This window comes from Xanthomonas sp. SHU 199, assembly GCF_000364665.1.
GTDB lineage: Bacteria > Pseudomonadota > Gammaproteobacteria > Xanthomonadales > Xanthomonadaceae > Xanthomonas_A > Xanthomonas_A sontii.
Map to the genome: position 1 here is coordinate 1 of NZ_AQOI01000536.1, position 1,734 is coordinate 1,734.

Annotated in this window: 2 protein-coding genes; one reads left to right on the plus strand and one right to left on the minus strand. The window is 70.2% G+C overall.

Annotated elements, in window-relative coordinates; all coding sequences use genetic code 11:
* Positions 1 to 575: 575 nt before the first annotated feature.
* The gene (gene soxR / locus D183_RS0116190; protein ID WP_017909921.1) at positions 576 to 1,013 is read right to left on the minus strand and encodes a redox-sensitive transcriptional activator SoxR; all 438 of its coding nucleotides are present in this window, start codon (positions 1,011 to 1,013) and stop codon (positions 576 to 578) included.
* Between the two features lie 101 nt (positions 1,014 to 1,114).
* Between soxR and D183_RS0116195 the strand changes: the two genes are divergently transcribed.
* A partial coding sequence (locus tag D183_RS0116195) for an MFS transporter (protein ID WP_017909922.1) occupies positions 1,115 to 1,734 on the plus strand: 620 nt, incomplete at its 3' end.

The window sequence follows — 1,734 nt, forward strand, 5'->3', positions numbered from 1 at the left end:
GGGCGGCATTGCTGCTTATGTGCGCTCAGATGATGCGCCGAACACTGCATGCAGTCGGGACTGAAGTCCCTGCCACATCGTCTCGATCGCACATCGTGGCGCCATCGCGTGTCGTGGAAGCGGCTCTTGTCGCCTGTTTGGGATCAGCCGCGACTGGCGTTATCGGGAATCCCCGGTCTCGGCTGCAACCGCGCCTACGGAAAGATCGATAGACCGATCGGCGCAGAGCGAGCGAGGTCAATTGTGGGAGGGACTTCAGTCCCGACGCGGTAGCGGTGGACGTCGCGGCATTGCCGCTTGTGTGTCGCCGGACGGTGCATGCAGTCGGGACTGAAGTCCCTCCCACATCGTGGCGCCGTCGCGGGTCGTAGCAGCGGCTCTTGCCCCTGCTTGGGATCAGCCGCGACCTGGCGTTACCGGGAAAGCCCAGTAGCGGTTGAAGCCACTCTTACGGAAGATCGACAGAACAACCAACCCACAGCTGGCGCGGTCAATTGTGGGAGGGACTTCAGTCCCGACGCGGTAGCGGTGGACGGGGCGACATTACACGCGGCGGCTGCGCGCGCACGCAGCGCTCACTCCTCCGTCCAGCGCTGCGGACCATCGCCGTGCGCGGCCAGGGTGTCGGCCGGGTTGCTGAGCCGGCAGCGGCGCAGCGACAGGCAGCCGCAGCCGATGCAGTCGGTGAGCTGGTGGCGCAGGCGGGTCAGCTGCAGGATGCGCGCGTCCAGTTCCTCGCGCCACACCGCCGACATCCGCGCCCACTCGGCGCGGGTCGGGGTGCGCGCGTCGGGCAACTGCGCGAAGGCGGCCTTGACGCTGTCCAGCGGCACGCCGACGCGTTGCGCCACGCGGATCACCGCAAGCCGGCGCAGCACGTCGCGCGTGTAGCGGCGCTGGTTGCCGGCGGTACGCATGCTGCGGATCAGGCCCTTGCTCTCGTAGAAATGCAGCGCCGACACGGCCACACCGCTACGCGCGGCGACCTGTCCAACGCTCAGTTCCTCCTGCATCGCTTGACCTCGAGTCCGGTTGAGGTTGCATGCTGCACGGGCTGCACGCGCCCACGCAAGTCGCCGCCGGCAGACGTCCACCCTTTTCCCCAGGTTCGCCGATGCAAGACCACGCCACCACCGCCGCTGCTCCACCCGCCCCTGCCGCTGCCGGCTCCGTGCTGGCGCCGGCCTACCGCGCCACCACCGTCGGCATGGTCGCGCTGGTGTCGCTGATCGCCTTCGAGGCGCTGGCGGTGGCCGCGGCGATGCCGACCGTGGCCCGCGAACTGGACGGCCTGCGGCTGTACGCGCTGGCCTTCGGCGGCACCCTGGCCACCAGCGTGATCGGCATGACCGTGGCCGGGCGCTGGAGCGACCTGCACGGGCCGGCGACGCCGCTATGGACCGGCCTGGCCTGCTTCGTCTGCGGCCTGTTGCTGGCCGGCTTCGCCCCGTCGATGGGATTCCTGCTGGCCGGCCGGCTGGTGCAGGGCCTGGGCGCCGGCGCGATCTCGGTCGTGCTGTACGTGCTGGTCGCACGGCTGTATCCGCAGGCGATCCGCCCGCGCATGTTCGCCGCGTTCTCCGCCGGCTGGGTGGTGCCGTCGCTGATCGGCCCCAGCATCAGCGGGTTGATCGTCGAGCACGTCGGCTGGCGCTGGGTGTTCCTGGCGGTACCGCTGCTGGCGCTGCCGGCGGCGGCGCTGCTGTGGCCGGCGCTGCGGCGCCTGCCGCCCGC

Coding starts and splice junctions, on each gene's coding strand:
- soxR (WP_017909921.1), bottom strand. CDS start 1,013: ATGCAGGAGGAACTGAGCGTTGGACAGGTCGCCGCGCGTAGCGGTGTG.